Below are 21,735 nucleotides of genomic sequence, written 5' to 3'. Positions count from 1 at the left end.
CAACCGGCCCTACGCGCCGGGGTGGAGTCCCAGACCGCTTTTGCCCAGCTCGTGCAGCTTGATGCGCATGACCGACCGCTCCAACGCCGACCTGGCCCGGACGTAATCGATATTTTCCCGGCGTTCGAGAGCCAGCCGGGCCTCCGCCCTTTCCCGGGCCCTCTTGGCCCGGTCCACATCGATTTCATCGGGCAGTTCGGCTGCTTCGGCCAAAACAAGGACCTTGTCAAAGGCCACGTCGGCAAAACCGCCGGAGACGAACACCGTGTGCACCACCCCATCAACGCGAAACGAAAGGTAGCCCACCGCCAACGACGTGAGAAACGGGATATGCAGGGGCAGCACGGTAAACGCGCCCGCCGTGCCGGCTCCGGTCACGGAGGCGACTTCCTGGCCGAGCACCAGCCTGTCCGGCGTCACGATTTCAAGCAACAGTGATTTCGCCATGTCTTTCCTTTTGTTCCAGTCCGACCGCCCTCAATCTACCAGGAAAACGACGAGGACAAAAGGAGCGTACAGGCAACAAAAAACGGGCGCGGCCTTTCGGTCGCGCCCGTGTTGCATTTCGTGTTCCGTCCGCGGCTAGTGGGCCGTGGACGGCGAAGTGCCGGCGACTTCCCGAACCTTCATCCGATAGAAGGCCCGCTGCATGGAAGCCTGCGCTCTGGCGAAGTCGACTTTTTCGCGTTCGCGTTCCAGACGCTGCTTGGCCCGTTCCTGGGCCTTGCGCGCGCGTTCCACATCGATGTCCTCGGGGCGCTCGGCCACCTCGGCAAGGACAGTCACCTTGTTCCCCGAAACCTCGGCAAAGCCGCCGGAAACGAAGACATAGTGCGCCTTTCCGCCGACCTTGTACATCAGGCTACCGATGCCAAGGGCGGACAGAAACGGGATGTGGTTGGCCATAACGCCGAATTCGCCAAGCAGACCCGGCGCGCCCACATACTCCACGTCCTGGGACAAGACGAGCTTGTCCGGAGTGACGATTTCAAGGAGGAGTTGGGCCATGGCGGTTAACCCTTCGTGGCCTTTTCAACGGCCTCGTTGATGTCGCCGACCATGTAGAAGGCACCCTCGGGAATCTCGTCGTGCTTGCCTTCGATAATTTCCTTGAAGCCCTTGATGGTGTCCTCAAGCTTCACGTAGCGGCCTTCCTTGCCGGTGAACTGGGCGGCAACGAAGAACGGCTGCGACAGGAAACGCTGGATCTTACGCGCCCGGGAGACGGTGAGCTTGTCCTCGTCGGAGAGCTCGTCCATGCCCAGGATGGCGATGATATCCTGAAGGTCCTTGTACTTCTGCAGGATCTGCTGGACTTCGCGGGCCGTGGCATAGTGCTCGGCGCCAAGAACCAGCGGGTCCAGGATGCGCGACGTGGAGTCGAGGGGGTCCACCGCAGGGTAGATGCCGAGCTCGGCGATCTGACGCGAAAGGACCAGCGTGCCGTCAAGGTGCGAGAACGTCGTGGCCGGCGCGGGGTCGGTCAAGTCGTCGGCGGGCACGTAAACGGCCTGCACCGAGGTGATGGAACCCTTCTTGGTGGAGGTGATGCGTTCCTGCAGGGCGCCGAGGTCGGTACCCAGGGTCGGCTGGTAGCCGACCGCGGAAGGCATACGGCCAAGGAGGGCCGACACTTCGGAACCGGCCTGGGTGAACCGGAAGATGTTGTCGATAAACAGCAGCACGTCCTGGCCTTCCTCGTCGCGGAAGTACTCGGCGCAGGTCAGGCCGGTCAGGGCGACGCGGGCACGGGCTCCAGGAGGCTCATTCATCTGGCCGTAAACAAGGCAGGCTTTGCCCAGAATATCGGCTTCTTTGAACTCGTTGTAGAGGTCGTTGCCCTCACGGGTGCGCTCGCCGACGCCCGCGAAGACCGAGAGGCCGCCGTGGTGCTTGGCGATGTTGTTGATCAACTCCATGAGAATAACGGTCTTGCCGACGCCGGCGCCGCCGAACAGGCCCATCTTGCCGCCCTTTGGGAAGGGGATCAAGAGGTCGACGACCTTGATGCCGGTTTCGAGCAGCTCGATGCTCGTGGACTGGTCCACAAAGGACGGGGCCGGGCGGTGGATCGGCCACATGGCGGCGGCGTCAACCGGACCCATCTCGTCGACGGGACGACCGACGACGTTCAGGATGCGGCCCAGGGTCGCCTTGCCGACCGGGACCGTGATGGGCAGGCCGGTGTCCTTGGCTTCCATGCCACGCACCAGACCGTCGGTGGAGTCCATGGCGATGCAGCGCACGACGTTGTCGCCGAGGTGCTGGGCCACTTCGACCACGAGGTCCTGGGCGTAGGGGTTGTTGGGGTTTTTGATTTCGAGAGCATTTAAAATGCTCGGCAGTTTGCCCTCAGGAAATTCGACGTCGAGAACGGCGCCGATGACCTGAACGATTTTTCCGACATTTCCGCTTGTCGCGCTCATTGTATGGTGCCCCCTTGGTTATCCCTTGAGTGCTTCGGAACCGCCGACGATGTCCATCAGTTCCTTGGTAATGGCCGCCTGCCGGGCCTTGTTGTAGACCAGGGTCAGCGAGCTGACGAGGTCGTCGCAGTTCCTGGTGGCATTGTCCATGGACCGCATCCGGGCAGCGTGCTCGCTGGCGGAGGTGTCGAGCAGCCCGCGGTAGATCTGGACATTGATGAACCTGGGCAGGAGTTCGGCAAGCAGGCCCTCCACCGACGGTTCGTAGATGTACTCCGCCTTGGGCCCGACCGGCTCCGTCGCCTCTCCGCCGGCCTCGGCCGGGGACAGGGGCAGGACCGGAAGCAGGGTGGCTTCCTGCCGGGCAAGGCTGATGAACTTGCCGAAAGCCATGATCACTTCGTCGTAGGTCCCGTTGACAAATCCGCCGATAACCTCGGCGCCGATGCGCGAGGCAAGGGTGAAGTCAAAGGAATTCATCTCGTTGACATAGGCGGCGACGGTCTCGAACTCGCTGTGCCGGAAGGAATCGCGGCCCTTGCGTCCGATGCACAGGAGTTTGACCGTCTTGCCTTCGGCCGCCTTGGCCCTGGCGACCTTGAGGACCGCCGAGACGATGTTGTGGTTAAACCCGCCGCAAAGGCCACGGTCCGAGGTGATGGCGACGATAAGGACCGTCTTCACTTCCTCCCGGGACTCGAGCAGCGGATGCACCGTATGGTCCGCTCCCTTGGCCAACTCGCCGAGCATCTCGTAGAACTTGTCGGCGTAGGGGCGAAACCGCTCGATGCGCGCCTGGGCGTTGCGCAACTTGGCCGAGGCCACCATGTTCATGGCCTTGGTGATCTGCTTGGTCTTCTTGACCGCAGTTATCTTAACCTTGACGTCTTTGAGCGCAGGCATGGCTCCCCCTTTAGGCCTGTCGTGACGTTGACAAAAACACTTTGCTGTTTTCGATCAACGCGCGGCTAGGCCTTGAAGCCCTTCTTGAACTCTTCGATAGCCGCGCCGAGCTTGGCGATAAGGCCGTCGTCGAGTTTCGCCTTCTCCCGGATCTCGGCCAGGATGTCGCTCTTGGCGTTGTGGAAGTACTCCTGCATCGCGACCTCGAACTGGCCCACGCCCTCGACGGGCACTTCGTCCATGAAGCCGCGGGTGCCGGCGAAAAGCGACACGACCTGCTCTTCAACGGTCATGGGCCGGTACTGGGGCTGCTTCAGGAGTTCGACCATGCGCACGCCGCGGTTCAGTTTCAGCTGCGTGGCCTTGTCCAGGTCGGAACCGAACTGGGCGAAAGCGGCCAGTTCGCGGTACTGGGCGAGGTCGAGACGCAGCGTGCCGGCGACCTGCTTCATGGCCTTGACCTGGGCGGCGCCGCCGACGCGGGAGACCGACAGACCGACGTTGATGGCCGGACGGACACCGGCGTTGAACAGGTTCGGCTCGAGGTAGACCTGTCCGTCGGTGATGGAGATGACGTTGGTCGGAATGTAGGCCGAAACGTCGCCCGCCTGGGTTTCGATGATGGGCAGGGCGGTCAGCGACCCGGCGCCGAGCTTGTCGGACAGCTTGGCGGCGCGCTCCAGCAGACGGGAGTGCAGGTAGAAGACGTCGCCCGGATAGGCCTCACGTCCGGGAGGACGACGCAGCAACAGGGACATCTGGCGGTAGGCCACGGCCTGCTTGGAAAGATCGTCGTAGATGATCAGGGCATGGCGGCCGTTGTCGCGGTGATACTCAGCCATGGTGCAGCCGGAGTAGGCGCTGATGAACTGCAGCGAGGCCGGCTCGGAAGCGGTGGCCGAAATGATGGTGGTGTAATCCATGGCCCCGTAGCGGCGCAGGGTCTCGGCGACCAGGGCGACGGTGGACTTCTTCTGGCCGATGGCCACGTAGAAGCAGTGCACGTCCTGTCCCTTCTGGGCCAGGATGGCGTCGAGGCAGACGGCGGTCTTGCCGGTCTGACGGTCGCCGATGATCAGCTCGCGCTGCCCGCGGCCGATGGGCGTCATGGCGTCGATGGCCTTGAGGCCCGTGTACATGGGCTGGTGGACCGACTTCCGGGCGATGATGCCGGGGGCCTTGATTTCGACCTCGCGGGTCTCCTTGGCATCGATGGGTCCCAGACCGTCGATGGGGTTGCCCAGAGGGTCGATGACGCGGCCGGTAACGGCCTCGCCGACGGGCACCGAGAAGATCTTGCCCGTGCGCTTGACCGGGTCGCCTTCCTTGATGTGGGTGTCCTCACCGAGAAGGGCCACACCGACGTTGTCCTCTTCCAGGTTGAGCACCAGACCCATGACCCCGCCCGGGAACTCCAGGAGCTCCATGGCCATGGCGTTTTGCACGCCATAGACGCGGGCGATCTGGTCGCCGACGGACAGCACCGTGCCGGTCTCGCTCATTTCCACGCGAGACTCGTAGTTTTGGATCTGCTGTTCGATGATCTGGCTGATCTCTTCCGCTTTAATTTGCATGGCCCTACTCACCCCTCTTGATTTGTTCTTTCAATATTTCAAGTTGGGCGCGAAGGCTCGCGTCCAACACCTTGTCGCCGACCTTGAGGAGCACGCCGCCGAGGATGGCGGGGTCGACGGCAAAGGACAGCACCAGCTTTTTGCCGGATTGCTTTTCGAGTTTGGTCTTGATCTGGTCCTGCCGCGTGTCAGCCAGGGCGTACGCGGTGACGAGCTGGCCGCGCAGCACGCCCTCGGCCTCGTCCAGAAGCGACCGGTAGTAGGCGGCCACCTCCAGCACGAAGGGCAGGCGCTCCTTGTCGGCCAGGAGCGAAAGGAAGTTGACGACACTGGGCTTAAGGCCAAGCTTGCCCAACACCCCGGCCAACACCGCCTTCTTGTCCTCGGGGGCGATGACGGGATTGGCGAAGACCTTAAGCAGGTCCGGGGACGCCTCAAGGACGGCGGCGAAGGCTTCCAGGTCCTTGCCGTACTCCGCCGGGGCTTTCTTGCCGGCTTTCTTGGCCAGCGCGAAGAGCGCCTTGGCGTAACGGCGCGCGACGATGTTGCCGGTCAATTGAACACCACCTTTGTTAAGTATTCATCCACAAGCTTTTCCTGGTCCTTGGCCGAGAGCTTTTTCTCCAGCATGGCGGACGCGGCGGAAACCACGGACTCGGCCAGTTCGGCGCGAATCTGCTGCACGGCCACCTTGGCCTCGGCCTCGGCGGCGGATGCGGCCTGGGCCTTGATCTGGGCGGCCTTGGCTTCGGCGGCGGCGACGATGGAGTCGCGCAGGGCCTCGCCCTGACGGCGATACTCCTGCTCGATGGCGGCCTTCTCGTCGGCCAGGTTGCTGATCGAGGCCTCGATGTCGGCCAGACGCTTGGCGGCGTCGGCCTTGCGCGCATCAAGGTCGGACAGCTGGTTTTCAATCTGCTGCGTGCGGCCGCGGAAGAAACCCACGATCTTCTTGCCGGCCAGCTTGGCGATCACGCCGAAGACCAGCACGAAGTTGACCACACGAAACAGGAAATCCTTCCAGTTAAGCCCGTGATGCGCCGCTTCCGCGCCGTGTGCGGCCTCCCCGGAGGCGTAGGCCACAGCGGCCACGCCGAGCACCAGGACAACGGCGGCGATGAGGTGGAGCTTTTTCAATTGAACCCTCCCTTTCCTTGAGAAATCCACGTGAACCCCCGAACCTAGGCCGCGAGCACCTTGGCCACTGCCTTGGAAGCAAGACCCGAGATCTTGGTCGAAAGCGTCTTTTGCGCCGTTTCGGTCTGCACGGCGATGTCGCCTCTGGCCGCTTTCAGCGTTGCGGCAGCCTCGGCGGCGGCGGCGTCGAGCATATCCTTTTCCTGGGACAGGCCCTCGTCCTTCATGGCCACACGCTGCGCCGTGGCGGCCTGGCGCGCCGCATCGAGGGCGGCCTCATAGTCTTTGAGCTTGGTATCGGCGGAAGCGGTGAAGGAGTCGATGCCGTCCACCTGGGAGGCGATGAAATCCGCACGCTTTTTGAGCATGCGACGGATGGGCCCGATGAGGATGACGTTAAGCAGGATCAGGATGAGCAGAAAATTGACGAATTGGACGAAAAACGTTGCGTTTAGGTCAATCATCGGCACCCTCCGGGAGGTTGTGAAAATTTTTGCAAAGTCAGCAAGCGGCTGTAGCGGATTTGGGCCAGCCTGTCCAGCCCTTTTTGCCAAAAAGGGGAACCGCCATGCGGCTCAAAAACCGCACAACGCCTGTTTTTTCCGACCTATACCCCTGTGGCGCATCCTCGCCGCCCGTCAGCGCCGCCGGACCGTTTCCGTGATCCGGGCGAACATCGTTCGGCCCGCCCATGACCACCTCGCCATCAAGGCGCCCGCCTTCCTCCAGGGACATGGCCGGGGCGCGCACCGAGCCGGTCAGACGCCCGGTTGCGTGCACAGCGACCAGGACCGAGGCCGTGACCTCGGCCGCGACCACACCGCCGCAGACCAGCCGGCCGACCTCGAGCCGCCCGGTGACCCGCGCGCCTTTCCCCACGATCAGGGTCCCGGAAGAGACGATCTCGCCTTCGAATGTCCCGTCGATGCGCACCACGCCCTCAAAGGCCAGTCGCCCGACAAAGGACGTACCGGCCCCCAAAAAGGCGTTGATGTCGTGCTTGCCCACGTCGGTCCTCCGGCTGCCGGCGAGGATGGACTTCCCCCCGTGCGCCGCAAGACCCCATCCGCTAGCCCTTCTTGAATAAAAAGCGCCGCATGGAGACGTTGACGACGATGCCCACGAGGGTGAAGTTCACGATGGTGGCGCTCCCCCCGTAGCTGATAAACGGCAGGGGGATGCCAACGACCGGCATGATGCCGAGAACCATACCCATATTGATGAGGATTTGCCAGAAGAAATAGAAGAAGACCCCGGCCGCCAGATAGCTGCCGAAGCGATCCTTGGCGTTTCTGGCCGTGACGTAGAATTGCAGCAGAAACAGGCAGAAAAGGGTCAGAAGCGCGATGGCCCCGACAAAGCCCCACTCCTCGGCGAAGACCGCCACGGCGAAGTCGGTGTGCTTTTCCGGCAGGTAGCGCAGCTGGCTTTGCGTGCCCTCCAAAAAGCCCTTGCCCCACATCTGCCCCGAGCCGATGGCGATCTGGGACTGGATGATGTGGTAGCCCGCGCCCAGCGGATCGCGCTGGGGGTCGAAGAGCGTCAGGATGCGGCCCTTCTGGTAAGGTTTGAGAAAAAACCAGCCGCAGGGAATGAGGATCGGCCCGGCGATGGCCAGGGTCTTAAGGACCGGCCCGGTGAGCCCCCGGTAGAGGATCAGCCCGCACACCAAAAGGAGTACGTTGAGCCCGGTGCCGAGGTCGGGCTCGACGATGATGAGCCCGGCAATGGGCAGGGATACGGCCAGAATACCGGCCAGATCGATCCAGCCTATGCGCTCCGAGCGTTTGGAGAGGATTTTGGCGGCCAGAAGCAGCATGGCGATCTTGGCCAGTTCGCTCGGCTGGAAGGCGTACCCGCCGATGGGCAGCCAGCGCTTGGCCCCGGACACGGTCTTGCCGAAAACGAGCACCATGACCAGCAGCACGGCCACAAAGATGGCCAGGGGCCAGGCGATGGTGGCCAGGTGCTTGTAGTCGAAAAGCACCATGGCCAGCATGCAGCACAGCCCGCCCAGGCCCCAGATGAGTTGCTTGTTGTAAAAAGGCTGCATGGACAGTTCGTCGCCCATGCGAAAGCCGCTGGCCGAGTAGAGGTTGAGCACCCCGACCCCGAACAGCAGGGCGGTCAGGCCGAGCAGGGGCCAGTTGACGCAAAAAACCAGACGGCGGTCGAACGGCATGAAACGTCCTTACAGAGCGGTCTAATCCGGAATCTCACCCGGAGCGGCGACTGGTTCGGGCTCAGGGGCCGGCGCCGCGGCGGCGGCCCGGGCCTTTTTGGACGGGGCGGGACCGAAAAGATCTTCGTAAATCCTGCGCTCGATGGGGCCGCAGATCTCGCCGCCATGTCCGCCGGCGTGCTCCACGACGCAGACCACGACGTAGGTCTTGCCGTCCTTCTTGCCCCAGCTCGCCATCCAGGCGTGGTCGCGCTGTTCATAGGGCATGAACTTGCCCTTGATCCGCACGTCGGCGTTGACGAGCTTGACCACCTGGGCCGTGCCGGTCTTGGCCCCGGTCACGACATCAGGGCGGAAAAGCGACTTGCCCGTGCCACGTTCGACCGTGGCCACCATGGAGTCGACGATGAACTGGCGGTCGGCTTCCTTGAGCGGCAAGGCGGCATCCACCCGGGGGGCCTCGGTCTCCACCAGCTCGGGCTTGCGCAGCTTGCCGTCGGAAACCAGGGCCGACAGGTAACGGGCGATCTGTAGCGGCGAGGTCAGCACGTAGCCCTGGCCGATGGAGGCGATGACCGTCTCGCCCCGGGACCAGGCCGCGCCGAAGCGCTTGCGCTTCCATTCCTTGGAGGGAATGAGCCCGCCCTTCTCATGGGGCAGGTCGATGCCGGTGCGGGCGCCGAACCCGCTGGCCAGGGCGTAGTCGTGGATGCGCTCGATGCCCATGCGGTCGCCGAGCTTGTAGAAATAGACGTCGCAGGAATGGACCAGGGCGTCCCTGAGCGCCAGGGAGCCGAAGCCCGATTTCTTCCAGTCGTGGAACTCCCGGTTGCCGACTCGGTAGGCCGGCGGGCAGCTCACCACGTCGCCGGGCTTGATGAATCCCTCGGACAGGCCGGCGGCGGCCATGAGCAGCTTGAAGACCGAGCCCGGCGGATACACGCCCTGGGTCACCCGGTTCTGGATGGGGTGGCGGGGATTGTCGCGCAACTCCTTCCATTTGTCCGTGGGCACGCCGAGCACGAACAGGTTGTTGTCGAAGCTCGGCTCGCTGACCAGGGCCCGGATCTTGCCCGTATCGGGCTCCATGACGATCAGCGCCCCGGCCTGGCCCTCCAGGAGCTTGGCGCAGGTTTCCTGCAGCTTAACGTCGATGGCCAGGGTCATGTCCTTGCCGGCCTGGGGCGGTTCCAGGATCTGCTCGTTGTGCTGGCGGCCAAAGGCGTCCACCTCGACCTGCTTTTTGCCCTTGGAGCCGCGCAGCACATCCTCCAGGGCGTATTCCAGGCCCTGCTTGCCCACGGAATCGCCGAGCGACAACTCGGGATTTTTCTCCAACTCCTGCTCGTTGGCCTCGGCCACGTAGCCGAGCACGTGGGCCATGAGCGGCCCGGTTGGATAGGAGCGCTTCTGGCGGATGACGATGTCGAGGCCGGGGTAGAACATCTCGTTGGCCTCGATGCGGGCCAGGGCCTCGTAGGGCAGGTCGGTGATGAGGATCAGCGGCTCGAAGGGCTTGACGCGCTTTTTGCCGCGCCGGAACGTCTCGGCCAGCGTGGCCTTGTCCACCCCCGTCCATTCCGAAACCTTGGCCAGGGTCCCGGGCACGTCCTCGCAGTCCTCGCGCACCAGCCCCAGGGCGAAGGAAGGTTCGGACACGGCCAGGGGCACGCCGTTTTTGTCCAGGATGCGGCCCCGGGCGGAATTGATGAGCACCTGCCGCAGCTGGTTGTCCCGGGCCATCTCCGCGAACTTGGTCCCCTTGTGGACCTGCAAATACCACAGGCGCAGGGTGAACAGGCAAAAAAGGCCCAATACCAGAAGCTGGATCAGGACGAGCCCGGACCGGGGGGCGTGTTGCTGGGGCGCTTCGCTGTCAAGCCGCATGGGGAGTATCCGGAAGGTAACGGTGGATCAGGTAGATAAGGCCCCACTCGACGGGGAAGATCAACGCTTGCATCACGCTTTCCATGAGCAGTCGCTCCAGGGGGACGGTCCAGTCCAAAAGCAGGGCCATGAGGTTTATCAGCACGAAATGCATGGCCCCCAGACACAGCCCCACGATGAACATGAAAAGGAAATTGCGGGCCTCGAAGAGCCAGTGGCCGAAAAAGTACAGGCCGGCCAGCCCGCCGTACCACAAAAGGCCCGCTCCGAAGGCCAGGCTGCCGGTCCCTTCCTGAATGAAAAGCCAGGCCAGACCGAGCCAGATGGGCACCGTCCACTTCTCTTCCTGCATGGCCAGGATAAGGCCGGGGGCCAGAAAGTCCACCCCGGGGATGGTGTTTTCCAGCCAGACGCCGCAGACGGTGAAAAGCACCCAGAAGACGATGCGGCCCGGGTTCATTGGCCGGTATGCCGGGGCGCTTTCCGGCGTTTCTTGCGCTCGCCCCGGTCGGCGGGGGCGGCCTCGTGCTTTTGCCCGTCGGCGGGGGCGGCCTTGACCGCCTGGGGCGCGGGAGCGGGGGCGACGTTTCCCTGGCGCGCGGCCGCGGCCGGTGTCTGGGGCACGGCGGACGGCTGGGGCGCATCGCCGGGACGGGCGGCCGGGGCGATGGCCGCCGGCGACTTGGGATAGCGGGCCGCCTTGTCCGCGGCGACGGAACCGGGCTGGTTCGCGGCGGAAGCCCGGAACAGCAGGGCCACCTCCTCGAGCCGCAGCGGATCGAACAGCGGCGCGGCATGGATGAGCTGGAAAAGCGAGGCCCCGTATCGGCCCACGGACGTCACCCTGGCCACGGGCACTCCCTTGGGAAAAATCTCCTCCAGGCCCGAGGTGACCAGGATCTCTCCCTCTTCGATGGGCGTGCCCTGGGGCACGTACTCCAGGATCAGTTCATGGCCGGGCCCCTCGCCCTTGAGGATGCCCTGGGTGCGATTGGTCTGGGAAAGCACGGGGATGCGGCTGTTGGGGTCGGTGATGAGCAGCACCGTGGCCGCGCTCGGGGAATAGCGCAGCACGCGCCCGACCACGCCTTCCGGCGAGACGACCGGGGTGTTGGTGGTCACGCCCGAAGCGCTGCCCTTGTCGATGAGGAACGTTTCCAGGGCGGCGTTCGGTCCCAGGCGATGGGAAATGACACGCGCCCCCTGGCGCGTCCAGTCGCCGGGCGGAGTCATGGACAACAGCCGGTGCAGGCGTTCCACTTCCGAGGCGTTCTCACGAAGCCTGGACAGTTCGTCTTTCGCGGCCGCAAGCTCCTGAAGCAGCTGGTCGTTCTGCTGCCGGATGCCCACGAAATACAGATAGCGGGTCCAAAACGACGCCACCTGCCCATGCACCCACTTTCCCGGGGCCAGGACCCACCTGGCGAACTCCAATCCGCTATGGCTCGCCAACGTGTCGACGTAGCCTGTCCGGATGTTCCAGGTAAAAAGGCCCAGATAGAGAAAGAGGACGATGAGCAGGCCGATCGCGATCCGCTGGGGAGACGGTTTAATCTATCGTGACCTCCCTTAGCACATTCAGGTTGTCCAGGGCCTTTCCGGACCCGAGGACAACCGTCGAAAGGGGATCCTCGACGACGGTGATGGGAAGGGAGGTCTCCTCGCGCAACAGCTGGTCGAGGCCGCGCAAAAGCGCCCCGCCGCCGGTCAGGACGATGCCGCGGTCCACGATATCGGCGGCCAGTTCCGGCGGCGTCTGTTCCAGGGCGATACGCACGGCCTGCACGATGCTCTCCACCTGTTCGGAGATGGACTTCTGCACTTCCTCGGCGGTGATGGTGATATTCTGGGGAATGCCCGTGACCAGGTCGCGGCCCTTGACCTCCATCTCGCCGGAACTGGTGGAGTGGTGGGCGGAGCCGACCTGGATCTTGATCTGCTCGGCCGTGGATTCGCCGATGAGCATGTTATATTTGCGCTTGACGTACTGCATGATGGCTTCGTCCATCTTGTCGCCGCCCACACGCACGGATTTCGAATAGACCACGCCGGAAAGGGAGATCACGGCCACCTCGGTGGTGCCGCCGCCGATGTCGACCACCATGTTGGAGGTCGGCTCGGTGATGGGCAGGTTGGCGCCGATGGCGGCGGCCATGGGCTCCTCGATGAGGTAAACCTCGCGGGCGCCGGCGCTTTGGGCCGATTCCTTGACGGCGCGCTTTTCCACCTGGGTGATGCCGGTGGGCACACAGATGATGATGCGCGGCCGGACCAGTCGCCTGGAATTGTGCACCTTGGAGATGAAATGGCGCAGCATGGCTTCCGTAACCTCGAAGTCGGCGATGACGCCGTCCTTCATGGGCCGGATGGCCACGATGTTGCCGGGGGTGCGCCCGAGCATCCGTTTGGCCTCGAGGCCGACGGAGAGCACCTTGTTGCCGCCGCGAGGGTCCTTCTTCACCGCCACCACCGACGGCTCGGACAGCACGATGCCCTTGCCCTTGACGAACACCAGCGTGTTGGCCGTTCCCAAGTCGATGGCCAGATCGTTGGAGAACAGGCCCAATATACGATCCAAAATCCTGGACATAGCGCCTCGCTTGCCGCAAACTCGGCTCTCGTGATCTCGTAAACGCGTTGTGTTTGCCGATTCGCACCGCGTTGTCAACGGTTGATTTTCCGCCCCGGCGACCGGCCATGACCCAGCGTTACAATACCCTTTCCCAGGCGTACCGGCGGCTTTTCGGCCGCCGTGCCAAAAAAATACCGCTCGATGCGGGCAGTTCCTGCCCAAACCGCGACGGCGCGATTTCCCGCTCTGGATGCCTGTTTTGCAATGCGGCCGGGTCGGGGACGGGTTTTTACCATAAAGGCTTCGGGCTCCGGGCGCAATGGGACAGGCTCACCCCGCCGGCCCGGGGACGCGGTGAGGCCCTTGTCGCCTATCTCCAATCTTTTTCCAACACCTACGGCCCGGCGACGCGGCTGGCCGGGCTGCTTGGCGAACTGTGCGCCCTGCCCGGCGTTTGCGGGCTGTGCCTGGGCACGCGGCCGGACTGCCTGGACCCGGAAAAAATCGCCCTGCTCGCCGCCGTGCCCCTTCCCTACGTCTGCCTGGACCTGGGGCTGCAATCCGTGCGCGACGAGACGCTAAAGCGCATCAACCGGGGCCACGACGCGGCCTCCTTCGCCGTCGCGGCCAGGCTTGCGGCCGCGGCCGGGCTTTCCGTCACGGCCCATCTCATGGCCGGACTGCCCGGCGAATCGAACGCGGATTTTTTCGCCGCTGTTTCCTTTATTAATGATCTTCCCGTCACCGGGGTGAAATTCCACAATACCCTGGTCGTTGCCGGCGCGGGGCTGGCGGAGCTTTTCGCCGCCGGAGGCTACGTCCCGCCAGAACGCGATACCTATGTCGCGGCGGTCGCCGAGGCCATCGCCCGGCTGCGGCCGGACATCGTGGTCGAACGCCTAAACGCCGATCCCGCGCCCGGGGAGCTCGTCGCCCCGGCCTGGGCCGCGGACAAGCGCGGGGTGCGCGAGGCCATCGCCGCCGCCCTCGAAGCCGGCGACATCCGACAGGGCTGCCGCTACGACGCGGTGTCGCCCTGACGACCCCTGGCGTCCCAAGGCGGCATCGCGTACAGTTCTCCCATTGATCTTTCGGCAGCGTCGCATCCCGTGAAAAGTTTTTTGGAAGGGGTCCGGGGGAACCTTTTTTTCAAAAAAGGTTCCCCCGGCCGCCGGAGGCTCCCGCCTCCTCCCCCACCACACTCCGGAGGCACACACACCATGACCAGCCCCAGCCTGACCGAAACGTGCGTGGCCGCGCCGCTGGCCCTCGGCATCGAGTGGCGCGGCGGCGAGATCATCAAAATGCGTCTCATGTGGTCCGAGGGACAGGAGCCGTCCCTCGCCAGCCCGGCCGGCGAGGCCTTGCAGGCCGCGCTGACCCGCTATGTGGCCGGCGAGGAGCCGGACTGGCCCGAGTTGCCGCTTTCCTGGCGGGGCGTATCGGATTTTTCCCGGCAGGTGCTGACCGCCCTGACCCGGGTTCCCCTGGGGCAAAAAGTCAGCTACGGCTGGCTGGCCGCCCGGGTGGGCCGGCCCAAGGCGGCCAGGGCCGTGGGCCGGGTCATGGCCCAAAACCCCTTTCCGCTGCTCATCCCCTGCCACCGGGTGGTCGGATCGAGCGGCGCGCTGGTCGGATTCGGCCCAGGCCTTAAAATGAAGCAATATTTGCTGAAACGCGAAGGAGCCTGACCGCCGCAGGGCGCGATTCCCCGGGAGGAACAACGCATGAGGACCGCACATTGGGGCCGGCTGGCCATCGTGTTGGCCGCCATCCTCCTTTCGCCGGGGCTTCGGCCCGTTTGCGCCGCCGAGCGCCCCTCCTTTTCCGTGGATGCGCCCGGGGACGCCACGTACGCGCAGCACATCGTCGCCCTGTGGGAAAAGACCAAGCCGACGCTGCGCGAGGATCTGGCCGCCAATCTGCCGGACGCCGAATATCTGCGCCTGGGCAAAACCATGCGGGCCGCCTGGGTCAATCTCCAGGTCCACGGCTCACTGCACCACGCGGACAAGCGAGGCAGCGGCGTGGCGGACACCAGGGATGACACGCTCGCCGACCTCGTGGGCAAGATCATCGAGCTCGTGGACGACGTCTACGGCTGGCCGCCGGACACGCCCCGGGAGCGGGAGGACAAGCGCCAGGCCATGCGCAAGAGCCGGCTGGAATACAAGATCAAGCGGTTCGACGCGGTGCTGCGATCCGCCAACGTCAACTAACGACCCCGGCGGCGACCGAGCCGCCCTCTTGTAAGGATACGCGATGTTTACGGGACTGGTGATGGGACTTGGCCGCGTGGCGGCCATGGACGCGCGCGGCGACGAGACGCGCTTTCGCATCCAGGCGCTTTTCGACCTGGACAACATCGTCATCGGCGAATCCATCGCCGTCAACGGAGCCTGCCTGACCGTGGAGACGGCCAAGGACCGGGAATTCACCGCCTACGCCTCGGCCGAGACGCTGTCCAAGTCGGGCCTCGGCAAGCTCAAGCCCGGAAGCCAGGTCAACCTGGAACGCGCCCTGGCCCTTGGCGACCGGCTCGGCGGCCATCTGGTGTCCGGGCACGTGGACTGCCTGGCCAGCGTGGAATCGGTGACGCGGCTCGGCCAGTCCGTGCGCTACAAGATCACCTTTCCCGAGGAATTTTCCCAGTTCGTGGTGCCCAAGGGCTCGGTGGCCCTCGACGGGGTGAGCCTGACCGTCAACGACTGCGGCAGCGGCTTTCTCACGGTCAACGTCATTCCCTCGACCCAGGGCGCGACCACCATCGCCGCCTGGAAGCCCGGCGTATCCCTCAATATGGAGACGGACATGCTGGGGAAATACGTGCTGCGCATGCTCGGGCCCTGGCAGGAAGCCACGGCCGGGAAGGCCTCGAACATCACGGAAGACTTCTTGAAACGACACGGATTCTGATCCCCCGCGCCCATCTGGAGGACCTCATGAAAATACGTATTGCTTCTTTGCTCGTCCTTATCCTGCTTTTTCCGGCCGCAGCCCTGGCGGCCGCCGACTCCGCCGTGACCGACGCGGAGAAGCCGGCCGTAACCGCCGCCAAGGCCTGGCTCGGGCTCAACGACGCCGGCGATTACGGCAAGAGCTGGCAGGAAGCGGCGCCCTTTTTCCAGGCCGCCGTCACGAAAGAAAACTACGTCAAGGCGCTGTCCGCCGCTCGCAAGCCGCTCGGCGCCCTCGCCTCCCGCAGCCTCGCCCGGGCCGAGAGCAAGACCTCCCTGCCCGGCGCTCCGGACGGCGCGTATGTCGTGATGGCCTTCGACGCCCGCTTCGCCAACAAGGAAAGCGCCGTCGAAACCGTGACCTTCGCGCGCCAGGCCGACGGGACCTGGCGCGCGGTGGGCTACTACATCCGGTAGCGCCTAGTTCACGAATTCCCGGTCGATGACCACGGCCATATCCGGCGCGGCCGGAATCACCTTTTCGCGCACCAGAAAATCCGCCGTGGCGGACAGGCTTTTCACGATGCCGTCGTCCAGGCGCAGCCTGTAGACATGCCGAGCCAGCGCCGCCTTGGTCGCGGGCAGCGGCAACCCGGTCTGCGCGGCCATGATCCGGGCCGTCTCCTCGGGATGGGCCGCCGCATAGGCTGCGGCTTTTTTGAGCGCCGCGAAAAAAAGGGTCAGGGCCTTCTTGTTGGCCGCGACGTACTTTTTGCGGGCCAGCAGCATGATCGGATACTCGTTGCCGAGCCCGGACAGGTCGACGAGCTGGCGCGCGCCCTTGGTTTCGGCCACGGACGGCGTGGGCTCGCTGGCGGCAAAGGCATCGATGGAGCCGGCGAAAAGCGCCTCGGTCATGGTCGGGGGTGAAAGATCGATGATTTCCACCGACCCGGCCGGAATGCCCGCCTTGTCGAGCGCCGCCAGCACCCCGCCGTAGGTGGAGGTGCCCTTTTTGACGCCGAGTTTTTTTCCTTTGAGATCGGCCAACGTTTGAAGCGGCGAATCGGCCCGGACCATGATCCGATGGCGTCCCTCGCCCGTGGCGTGGCTGGCCAGCATGACCATGCCGGAAGCGCGCGCCGCCATGATGAGCGCCGCCGTGTCGCCCATGGCCGCGACATCCGCCGCGCCGGAATAGAGCGCCTCGGAGCAGGCCGGTCCGCTGGAAAACTGCAACGGCTTGAGGTCGAGTCCTTCCTGCTTGAAATACCCCTCGTGCAGGGCGATGATCGGCATCACGCTGCCGATGCGGTCCTGATAGGCCAGCCGCAACGAGGGATCTCCCCCGGCCAGGGCCGCGCCGCACGACATGAGCATGGCCAGAGCCCAAAGCGCCGCCGTCGGCATCCATCCCCGTTTCACGATTTCCCCTCCTCGGTCGCGGCCGGCGTTTGCAACAGACAGGCCCGCAACGCGTGCCGCAACCGCGCCTCGAGCCCCATCACCTCCCGCCCGAGCCGCGCGCGCGGCCGGGGGATGTCCACGGAAACCTCTTCGACGCAGCCGCCGCCGGGGCGCGGCATGACCAGGACACGGTCGCCGCAGTAGGCCGCCTCCTCCACGCTGTGCGTGACGTGGAGCACGGTGGCGCCGGTTTCGGCCCAGATGGCGAGCAGTTCGTCCTGCAACCGCTCGCGCGTGGGCAGGTCCAGGGCGGAAAAGGGTTCGTCGAGCAGCAGCACGGCCGGCGAAAGCGCCAGCACCCGGGCGATGGCCACCCGCTGGCGCATGCCGCCGGAAAGGGCGTGGGGATACTTGCCGGCATGGCCGGAAAGCCCCATGCGGGCGATCTCCCGGCTAACGGCCGCTTCGAGCGCCTCGCCGCGAAGGCCCTGACGCCGCAGGCCAAAGCCCACGTTGCCGGCCACGGTCAGCCACGGGAAAAGCGTCGCTTCCTGAAAGACCACGGCCCGGTCCGGACCGGGACCGGCCACAGGCCGGCCGCCGCAAAGCACCTTCCCCCGGCGCGGCGCGAAAAATCCGGCCACGAGGTTTAACAGCGTGGTCTTGCCGCAGCCGCTCGGTCCCAGCACGCACAGCCACTCGCCCGGCGCGGCGAGCAGGGAAAAATCGGCCAGCACCGGCCGGGCCGGTATGCCTCCCGCCCCGTACCAATGGGTCACGGCCTTAAGGCGTACGACGGCCCGCGCCTCCCCGTTCACGGCCGCTCCCGGTCCAGGGACCAGCGCCGCACGGTCACGGCCTCCAGACGGCCGAGCAGCACGCCTTCCACGAAAAAGCCGATGGCGCAGATGATGACCAGACAGGCGAAGGAGGAAAGATAGTCGAGGGTCCAGCGGGCCTGGATGATGGAATAGCCAAGGCCGGTGCCCGCGCCGACGACCATCTCGGCCGCGACCAGCACCCGCCAGCCCGTGCCGCAGCCGATGCGCAGGCCGGTTAGGACCATGGGCAGGGCGGCCGGCAGGAGCACCCGGAAAAAAAGCGCGTTTTTCCCGGCCCCGAGCATCCCAGCCGCGCGCACCAGCGCCGGGTCCACGCCCCGGATGCCGGAGAGCACGCCCACGGCGATGGGGGCGAAGGCCGTGGCCGCGATCATAAAGACCGTGGCCGCCGGGCCGATGCCGAAGGCCAGGATGGCCACCGGAATCCAGGCCAGGCCGGGCACAAGCAGGAACAGGCGGGGAATCTGGCCGGCGGCGGCCTCGAACAACGGAAACCGCGCCGCCAGCACCCCGTAGGCAATGCCGCCCGTGGCGGCGAGCCCCAGCCCGGCCAGCCAGCGGCCGAGACTGGCCCGGACATGGGTGAGGATGCCGTGGCCGCTTAATGGCGCGCCGGCGAGCAGCTCAAAGAGCCGACGGCAGGTCTGCAACGGTGTGGGAAAAGGAACGTCTCGCAGGGTGGAAATGGCTATTGCGACAATTTGCCAAACGGCCAATAGAACGCAAAGACCGATAAGACCTACAAGAAAACCCCGGATATCCCCGGGGCCAAGCCGCTTGCCAAAGGGAAACGCCATCCGACCTCAAGAGCACAGCATTCCGTCACAGACCGTATCGCTGGCGACAGGCGCGAAGCACACCGCCGTAACAGATCATTGCATCATGGCACACGTCCAGGCAGCTGGTCAATTGCGACGCCGGCTCCGGGCGGGACTGGACGGCCGGGCCGTCAGCCGGTATTGGGGCCGCACCACGTTGCTTCGGGAGGTCCCATGCCCATCCGTTTTCACAGCCCCTGCGTGTTCGTGCGCGACATGACGGCCGCCCGCGCCTTTTATGAAGAGGTGCTGGGCCAGACGCCGACCCTGGTTCTCGAAGGCTACGTGGTCTACGCCGGATTTGCCCTGTGGCGGGCGGATACGGCCGGCAGCCACATATTCGGCGACGTCCTGGCCCTGCCGGAGGGGCCCCTTGGCCGGGACAATTTCGAACTCTATTTCGAGACGGAAGAACTGGACGGGGCCTTTGCGGCGGTCGCCGCCCGGACCGCGCCGCTGTGCGCCGTCACCGAACAGCCCTGGGGCCAGCGCTGCTTCCGGGCGCGCGACCCGGAAGGGCACATCGTCGAGGTGGCCGAGCCCATGGAGGCGGTGGTGCGACGCATGGCCGCCTTGGGCCTGGACGAAGCGGCCATAGGCAAGGCCACGATGATGCCGGCGGCCTTCGTTCGCGCCGCGCTCGGCTCCTGAGGCGGCCCGGCGGGAAAATCCTCGCCCTTCTTGCCTTGCCAACCCCCGTCGCGTAGATTATCTCCCCCTTGGACCCGGCTCGGCCGGGTCTTTGGTCTTTTCCACAGGGGCCGGCCGCACAGCTCCCAACGAGGTATATCCACAATGCGCATCAGCCCAATCGAGGAAGCCATCGAGGAAATCCGCTCCGGACGGATGGTCATCCTCGTCGACGACGAAGACCGCGAAAACGAAGGCGATCTCACCATAGCCGCTGAAAAGATCACCCCCGAAGCCATCAATTTCATGGCCACCCACGGGCGGGGACTCATCTGCCTGTCGCTGGCCCCCGACCTGGTCGACCAGCTCGGGCTGCCCATGATGACAAACGACAACAAGTCGCCGTTCGGCACCGGGTTCACCGTTTCCATCGAGGCCAAGGTCGGCGTGTCCACGGGCATCTCCGTTTTCGACCGGGCCACCACCATTCTGACCGCCGTGGCCGAGGGAGCCGGTCCCGACGACCTGGTCACGCCGGGGCACATCTTTCCCCTGCGGGCCAAGGAAGGCGGCGTCCTCGACCGGGCCGGCCAGACCGAGGGCTCGGTGGACCTGGCCCGGCTCGCCGGGCTCAAGCCCGCCGCCGTCATCTGCGAAATCATGCGCGAGGACGGCAACATGGCCCGCATGCCGGACCTCCTGGAATTCGCCGAAAAGCACAACATCAAGATCGCCACCGTGGCCGCCCTCATCCGCTACCGCATGAAGTACGGCCGGCTCGCCGTGACCAAGGTGGCCGAGGCCGGGCTGCCCACGGCCTTCGGCACCTTCCGCGCCCTGGCTTTTACGGGCAGCGAGGATAAAAAGACCCACATCGCCCTGGTCAAGGGCGACATCCACCCGGACGAGCCCGTGCTCGTGCGCGTGCACAGCGAATGCCTGACCGGCGACGTGTTCGGGTCGTTGCGCTGCGACTGCGGCAACCAGCTCCACGAGGCCATGCGCATGATCGAGGCCGAGGGCAAGGGCGTCATCCTCTACATGCGCCAGGAGGGCCGGGGCATCGGGCTGGCCAACAAGATCAAGGCCTACGCCCTCCAGGAGCAGGGCCTCGACACCGTGGACGCCAACCTGAAGCTCGGCTTCAAGGCCGATCTGCGCGAATACGGCACCGGCGCCCAGATCCTGGTGGCCCTTGGCGTATCCAAGATGCGGCTTATGACCAACAACCCGAAAAAGATCGTCGGGCTCGAAGGTTACGGCCTGGAAGTGGTGGACCGGGTGCCCATCGAGACCTGCCCCTGCGCCGAGAATACCTGCTACCTGACCACCAAGCGCGACCGCATGGGGCATCTGCTCCATCTGCCCGATCAGCAGGCGGCCAAAGAGTAGGACGGCTTTATTCCGCAATCCCCAAACGGGCGGCCCCCGCCCGGGAGAATCGCCATGCAGCACGTGACCACCATCGAAGGCCAGCTTGACGCCAAAGGCCTCAAATTCGCCATCGTCGCCGGCCGTTTCAACGATTTCATCACCGAGCGCCTCGTGGGCGGGGCCATCGACTACCTGACCCGCAACGGGGCCGACCGGGCCGACCTCACCATCGTGCGCGTGCCGGGCGCATTCGAGATTCCGCTGGCCGCCAAAAAGCTGGCCGCCTCCGCCAGGTACAACGGCGTGATCTGCCTCGGCGCGGTCATCCGCGGCGCCACCCCCCATTTCGAGTACGTGGCCAACGAGTGCGTCAAGGGGCTCGCCCACGTCATGCTCGAAACGAACGTGCCCGTGGGCTTCGGCGTCCTGACCGTGGACACCCTGGAACAGGCCATCGAGCGCGCCGGCTCCAAGGCCGGCAACAAGGGCGTTGAAGCCTCCGCCGCCGTCCTCGAGATGGTGCGGGTTATGGAGCAACTCTAACCCATGCCTGTCGCCGCCCAAACCGCCATGTCAGAAAAAGCCTCCCCTATGTCAGAAGAAGCCTCCCACAACGGGGACAAGAAGCCCGTTTCCCGCCGCAAGGCGCGCAAACAGGCCTTCGAGTGCCTCTACGGTCTTATTTTCGAATCCGCCGCCGACGAACGGTCCCTGCGCCGGGTCTTTGCCCGCTGTCCCCACGACGTGGCCGAAGGCGAGGACGGCTCGGGCCAGGATTTCGCCTGGGAACTCGTCTCCGGCGTCTGGACCAACCAGCGGGAACTGGACGCGCATATCGTGCGCTTTTCCAAGAACTGGAAGCTTTCCCGCATCGCCAAGGTGGAGCTGACCATCCTGCGCCTGGCCGTCTACGAGATCCTCTACCGGTCGGACATTCCGCTGCGCGTGGCCTTAAACGAAGCCATCGAGCTGGCCAAACGCTACGGCGACGAGAACTCCCGCAACTTCATCAACGGCATCCTCGACGCCATCGCCAAGGCCGTTGACAACGGGGAATTCGAAATCCACAAGGATCTCTAACCTGCA

The 21,735-nt window shown here is 65.0% G+C and carries 26 protein-coding genes; 9 read left to right on the top strand and 17 right to left on the bottom strand.

The window, feature by feature from the left end; all coding sequences use genetic code 11:
• Window positions 1-9: 9 nt before the first annotated feature.
• The 14 genes from ACMZ6R_RS09480 to ACMZ6R_RS09415 form a co-directional block, all read right to left on the bottom strand.
• Entirely contained in the window at window positions 10-447 is a 438-nt protein-coding gene (locus ACMZ6R_RS09480; protein WP_416110739.1) for a F0F1 ATP synthase subunit epsilon, read from the bottom strand.
• 135 nt (window positions 448-582) lie between these two features.
• Window positions 583-1,008 carry a F0F1 ATP synthase subunit epsilon gene (locus ACMZ6R_RS09475; RefSeq protein WP_416110737.1) on the bottom strand — a complete coding sequence of 142 codons (426 nt, stop codon included), beginning with the start codon at window positions 1,006-1,008 and terminating at the stop codon, window positions 583-585.
• A gap of 5 nt (window positions 1,009-1,013) precedes the next feature.
• The gene (gene atpD, locus ACMZ6R_RS09470; RefSeq protein WP_416110735.1) at window positions 1,014-2,426 is read right to left on the bottom strand and encodes a F0F1 ATP synthase subunit beta; all 1,413 of its coding nucleotides are present in this window, start codon (window positions 2,424-2,426) and stop codon (window positions 1,014-1,016) included.
• A gap of 18 nt (window positions 2,427-2,444) precedes the next feature.
• Window positions 2,445-3,329, bottom strand: a complete 885-nt coding sequence (locus tag ACMZ6R_RS09465) for a F0F1 ATP synthase subunit gamma (RefSeq protein ID WP_416110733.1) — start codon at window positions 3,327-3,329, stop codon at window positions 2,445-2,447.
• A 65-nt stretch (window positions 3,330-3,394) separates the two neighbouring features.
• On the bottom strand, window positions 3,395-4,903 hold the full coding sequence (atpA, locus tag ACMZ6R_RS09460; RefSeq protein WP_416110731.1) for a F0F1 ATP synthase subunit alpha: 1,509 nt from the start codon (window positions 4,901-4,903) through the stop codon (window positions 3,395-3,397).
• Between the two features lie 4 nt (window positions 4,904-4,907).
• Window positions 4,908-5,459 (bottom strand): F0F1 ATP synthase subunit delta, encoded by a 552-nt coding sequence (locus ACMZ6R_RS09455; protein WP_416110729.1) that lies wholly within the window; start codon window positions 5,457-5,459, stop codon window positions 4,908-4,910.
• Window positions 5,456-6,040, bottom strand: coding sequence for a F0F1 ATP synthase subunit B (locus ACMZ6R_RS09450; protein WP_416110727.1), 585 nt, complete (start codon window positions 6,038-6,040; stop codon window positions 5,456-5,458). The genes ACMZ6R_RS09455 and ACMZ6R_RS09450 overlap by 4 nt, the downstream gene beginning before the upstream one ends.
• Window positions 6,041-6,084: 44 nt before the next feature.
• On the bottom strand, window positions 6,085-6,504 hold the full coding sequence (locus ACMZ6R_RS09445; protein WP_416110725.1) for a hypothetical protein: 420 nt from the start codon (window positions 6,502-6,504) through the stop codon (window positions 6,085-6,087).
• 37 nt (window positions 6,505-6,541) lie between these two features.
• A complete protein-coding gene (locus ACMZ6R_RS09440; RefSeq protein WP_416110723.1) occupies window positions 6,542-7,048 on the bottom strand; it encodes a bactofilin family protein in 507 nt (168 codons plus the stop codon).
• Window positions 7,049-7,109: 61 nt separating this feature from the next.
• Window positions 7,110-8,222 (bottom strand): rod shape-determining protein RodA, encoded by a 1,113-nt coding sequence (rodA, locus tag ACMZ6R_RS09435; RefSeq protein ID WP_416110721.1) that lies wholly within the window; start codon window positions 8,220-8,222, stop codon window positions 7,110-7,112.
• A gap of 21 nt (window positions 8,223-8,243) precedes the next feature.
• Window positions 8,244-10,109: a penicillin-binding protein 2 gene (gene mrdA, locus ACMZ6R_RS09430; RefSeq protein ID WP_416110719.1), complete on the bottom strand. Its 1,866-nt coding sequence runs from the start codon at window positions 10,107-10,109 to the stop codon at window positions 8,244-8,246.
• Window positions 10,099-10,569, bottom strand: coding sequence for a hypothetical protein (locus ACMZ6R_RS09425; protein ID WP_416110717.1), 471 nt, complete (start codon window positions 10,567-10,569; stop codon window positions 10,099-10,101). The genes mrdA and ACMZ6R_RS09425 overlap by 11 nt, the downstream gene beginning before the upstream one ends.
• Window positions 10,566-11,504 carry a rod shape-determining protein MreC gene (mreC, locus tag ACMZ6R_RS09420; protein WP_416110715.1) on the bottom strand — a complete coding sequence of 313 codons (939 nt, stop codon included), beginning with the start codon at window positions 11,502-11,504 and terminating at the stop codon, window positions 10,566-10,568. Before mreC ends, ACMZ6R_RS09425 begins: the two co-directional genes overlap by 4 nt.
• 154 nt (window positions 11,505-11,658) lie before the next feature.
• Window positions 11,659-12,699, bottom strand: a complete 1,041-nt coding sequence (locus tag ACMZ6R_RS09415) for a rod shape-determining protein (RefSeq protein ID WP_416110713.1) — start codon at window positions 12,697-12,699, stop codon at window positions 11,659-11,661.
• Window positions 12,700-12,806: 107 nt separating this feature from the next.
• Here ACMZ6R_RS09415 and ACMZ6R_RS09410 point away from each other — a divergent pair, with 107 nt between their 5' ends.
• The 5 genes from ACMZ6R_RS09410 to ACMZ6R_RS09390 all read left to right on the top strand — a co-directional run bounded on the left by ACMZ6R_RS09410 (window position 12,807) and on the right by ACMZ6R_RS09390 (window position 16,055).
• A complete protein-coding gene (locus tag ACMZ6R_RS09410) occupies window positions 12,807-13,721 on the top strand; it encodes a TIGR01212 family radical SAM protein (RefSeq protein WP_416110711.1) in 915 nt (304 codons plus the stop codon).
• A 180-nt stretch (window positions 13,722-13,901) separates the two neighbouring features.
• The gene (locus ACMZ6R_RS09405) at window positions 13,902-14,372 is read left to right on the top strand and encodes a methylated-DNA--[protein]-cysteine S-methyltransferase (protein ID WP_416110709.1); all 471 of its coding nucleotides are present in this window, start codon (window positions 13,902-13,904) and stop codon (window positions 14,370-14,372) included.
• A 36-nt stretch (window positions 14,373-14,408) separates the two neighbouring features.
• Entirely contained in the window at window positions 14,409-14,900 is a 492-nt protein-coding gene (locus ACMZ6R_RS09400; protein ID WP_416110707.1) for a hypothetical protein, read from the top strand.
• Between the two features lie 43 nt (window positions 14,901-14,943).
• Entirely contained in the window at window positions 14,944-15,597 is a 654-nt protein-coding gene (locus tag ACMZ6R_RS09395) for a riboflavin synthase (protein ID WP_416110705.1), read from the top strand.
• 26 nt (window positions 15,598-15,623) lie between these two features.
• Window positions 15,624-16,055, top strand: a complete 432-nt coding sequence (locus ACMZ6R_RS09390) for a DUF4019 domain-containing protein (RefSeq protein ID WP_416110703.1) — start codon at window positions 15,624-15,626, stop codon at window positions 16,053-16,055.
• A gap of 3 nt (window positions 16,056-16,058) precedes the next feature.
• Here the strand turns inward: ACMZ6R_RS09390 and ACMZ6R_RS09385 are convergent, their stop codons facing one another.
• From ACMZ6R_RS09385 to ACMZ6R_RS09375, 3 genes are read right to left on the bottom strand one after another with little or no spacing between them, the layout of a single operon-like run.
• The gene (locus ACMZ6R_RS09385; RefSeq protein WP_416110701.1) at window positions 16,059-17,003 is read right to left on the bottom strand and encodes an ABC transporter substrate-binding protein; all 945 of its coding nucleotides are present in this window, start codon (window positions 17,001-17,003) and stop codon (window positions 16,059-16,061) included.
• The gene (locus tag ACMZ6R_RS09380) at window positions 17,000-17,803 is read right to left on the bottom strand and encodes an ABC transporter ATP-binding protein (protein ID WP_416110699.1); all 804 of its coding nucleotides are present in this window, start codon (window positions 17,801-17,803) and stop codon (window positions 17,000-17,002) included. Before ACMZ6R_RS09380 ends, ACMZ6R_RS09385 begins: the two co-directional genes overlap by 4 nt.
• Window positions 17,800-18,477 (bottom strand): ABC transporter permease, encoded by a 678-nt coding sequence (locus ACMZ6R_RS09375; RefSeq protein WP_416110697.1) that lies wholly within the window; start codon window positions 18,475-18,477, stop codon window positions 17,800-17,802. Before ACMZ6R_RS09375 ends, ACMZ6R_RS09380 begins: the two co-directional genes overlap by 4 nt.
• 342 nt (window positions 18,478-18,819) lie before the next feature.
• On the opposite strand from ACMZ6R_RS09375, the gene ACMZ6R_RS09370 reads away from it, so the two are divergent.
• The 4 genes from ACMZ6R_RS09370 (at window position 18,820) to nusB (ending at window position 21,729) form a co-directional block, all read left to right on the top strand.
• Entirely contained in the window at window positions 18,820-19,296 is a 477-nt protein-coding gene (locus tag ACMZ6R_RS09370; RefSeq protein WP_416110695.1) for a VOC family protein, read from the top strand.
• A gap of 144 nt (window positions 19,297-19,440) precedes the next feature.
• Entirely contained in the window at window positions 19,441-20,667 is a 1,227-nt protein-coding gene (locus ACMZ6R_RS09365; RefSeq protein ID WP_416110693.1) for a bifunctional 3,4-dihydroxy-2-butanone-4-phosphate synthase/GTP cyclohydrolase II, read from the top strand.
• A gap of 54 nt (window positions 20,668-20,721) precedes the next feature.
• Window positions 20,722-21,192 (top strand): 6,7-dimethyl-8-ribityllumazine synthase, encoded by a 471-nt coding sequence (gene ribE, locus ACMZ6R_RS09360; RefSeq protein ID WP_416110691.1) that lies wholly within the window; start codon window positions 20,722-20,724, stop codon window positions 21,190-21,192.
• 48 nt (window positions 21,193-21,240) lie between these two features.
• Window positions 21,241-21,729 (top strand): transcription antitermination factor NusB, encoded by a 489-nt coding sequence (gene nusB, locus ACMZ6R_RS09355; protein ID WP_416110689.1) that lies wholly within the window; start codon window positions 21,241-21,243, stop codon window positions 21,727-21,729.
• The last annotated feature ends 6 nt before the right edge of the window (window positions 21,730-21,735 follow it).

This window comes from Solidesulfovibrio sp. C21 (assembly GCF_047785625.1).
Taxonomy (GTDB): domain Bacteria; phylum Desulfobacterota; class Desulfovibrionia; order Desulfovibrionales; family Desulfovibrionaceae; genus Solidesulfovibrio.
This window is presented reverse-complemented; position numbering and strand designations above follow the sequence as displayed.

Coding starts and splice junctions, on each gene's coding strand:
- ACMZ6R_RS09480 (WP_416110739.1), bottom strand. CDS start 447: ATGGCGAAATCACTGTTGCTTGAAATCGTGACGCCGGACAGGCTGGTG.
- ACMZ6R_RS09475 (WP_416110737.1), bottom strand. CDS start 1,008: ATGGCCCAACTCCTCCTTGAAATCGTCACTCCGGACAAGCTCGTCTTG.
- atpD (WP_416110735.1), bottom strand. CDS start 2,426: ATGAGCGCGACAAGCGGAAATGTCGGAAAAATCGTTCAGGTCATCGGC.
- ACMZ6R_RS09465 (WP_416110733.1), bottom strand. CDS start 3,329: ATGCCTGCGCTCAAAGACGTCAAGGTTAAGATAACTGCGGTCAAGAAG.
- atpA (WP_416110731.1), bottom strand. CDS start 4,903: ATGCAAATTAAAGCGGAAGAGATCAGCCAGATCATCGAACAGCAGATC.
- ACMZ6R_RS09445 (WP_416110725.1), bottom strand. CDS start 6,504: ATGATTGACCTAAACGCAACGTTTTTCGTCCAATTCGTCAATTTTCTG.
- rodA (WP_416110721.1), bottom strand. CDS start 8,222: ATGCCGTTCGACCGCCGTCTGGTTTTTTGCGTCAACTGGCCCCTGCTC.
- mrdA (WP_416110719.1), bottom strand. CDS start 10,109: ATGCGGCTTGACAGCGAAGCGCCCCAGCAACACGCCCCCCGGTCCGGG.
- ACMZ6R_RS09425 (WP_416110717.1), bottom strand. CDS start 10,569: ATGAACCCGGGCCGCATCGTCTTCTGGGTGCTTTTCACCGTCTGCGGC.
- ACMZ6R_RS09415 (WP_416110713.1), bottom strand. CDS start 12,699: ATGTCCAGGATTTTGGATCGTATATTGGGCCTGTTCTCCAACGATCTG.
- ACMZ6R_RS09410 (WP_416110711.1), top strand. CDS start 12,807: ATGACCCAGCGTTACAATACCCTTTCCCAGGCGTACCGGCGGCTTTTC.
- ACMZ6R_RS09405 (WP_416110709.1), top strand. CDS start 13,902: ATGACCAGCCCCAGCCTGACCGAAACGTGCGTGGCCGCGCCGCTGGCC.
- ACMZ6R_RS09400 (WP_416110707.1), top strand. CDS start 14,409: ATGAGGACCGCACATTGGGGCCGGCTGGCCATCGTGTTGGCCGCCATC.
- ACMZ6R_RS09395 (WP_416110705.1), top strand. CDS start 14,944: ATGTTTACGGGACTGGTGATGGGACTTGGCCGCGTGGCGGCCATGGAC.
- ACMZ6R_RS09390 (WP_416110703.1), top strand. CDS start 15,624: ATGAAAATACGTATTGCTTCTTTGCTCGTCCTTATCCTGCTTTTTCCG.
- ACMZ6R_RS09370 (WP_416110695.1), top strand. CDS start 18,820: ATGCCCATCCGTTTTCACAGCCCCTGCGTGTTCGTGCGCGACATGACG.
- ACMZ6R_RS09365 (WP_416110693.1), top strand. CDS start 19,441: ATGCGCATCAGCCCAATCGAGGAAGCCATCGAGGAAATCCGCTCCGGA.
- ribE (WP_416110691.1), top strand. CDS start 20,722: ATGCAGCACGTGACCACCATCGAAGGCCAGCTTGACGCCAAAGGCCTC.
- nusB (WP_416110689.1), top strand. CDS start 21,241: ATGTCAGAAGAAGCCTCCCACAACGGGGACAAGAAGCCCGTTTCCCGC.